Below are 790 nucleotides of genomic sequence, written 5' to 3' on the forward strand. Positions count from 1 at the left end.
ATTTCGGCTCGGCACTCGGCCCTCTGCTTGCCGCTTTCATCATTCTGCCAAATGGTCAGTCGAGCGTTGCATGGCTGGCAATCATTGCGGTTTTCGGCTTTATCGCGCTGACCCGCGTCAGCCGCTGGTATGCTGAAAAACAGCGTCAGAGCAAAAACAAACCCGCTGCAGACCGCACTCTGCCGCTGCCGCAGGGACGCGTGATGTTCGCCATTCTGGTTCTGGTGCTGCTCACCACGACCAAGAATGTGTATATGGCCAGTATTTCCAGCTATTTCACCTTCTTCGTCATCGAGAAATTCGATGTCACGGTACAAAATGCCCAGCTGATGCTGTTCCTGTTCCTCGGTGCATCGGCAGCCGGTGTTTTCATCGGTGGCCCGATCGGTGACAGAATGGGCGCACGCTTCGTTATCTGGTTCTCGATCCTCGGCGTTATTCCTTTCGCCCTGATGATGCCTTACGCCAACCTGTTCTGGACCTGTGTTCTGGCCGTTGTCATCGGTATTATCTTCTCCTCGGCATTCTCCGCAATTGTGGTCTTTGCACAGGAACTGGTACCGGGACGTGTCGGCATGATCGCCGGTGTGTTCTTCGGCTTCGCATTCGGTGCGGGCGGTATCGGAGCTGCATTGCTCGGCGATTTCGCCGACAGCCACGGTATTGAATATGTCTATTGGCTGTGTTCATTCCTGCCACTGCTCGGCGTGCTGACAATATTGCTGCCGCGCCTGCCGAAAAAAATGGCCGCATAATCGGCCTAGAAAAGAGAACGGGGGGGGGGGGGGCG

Annotated in this window: 1 protein-coding gene; it reads left to right on the forward strand. The window is 55.7% G+C overall.

What is annotated here, in order from left to right; translation table 11 throughout:
- The coding region (locus tag A918_RS0114145) for an MFS transporter (RefSeq protein WP_022711698.1) at nt 1-755 on the forward strand (755 nt) is incomplete at its 5' end.
- Nucleotides 756-790: the final 35 nt, after the last annotated feature.

Source organism: Pseudochrobactrum sp. AO18b, assembly GCF_000409565.1.
Taxonomy (GTDB): Bacteria; Pseudomonadota; Alphaproteobacteria; order Rhizobiales; family Rhizobiaceae; genus Pseudochrobactrum; species Pseudochrobactrum saccharolyticum.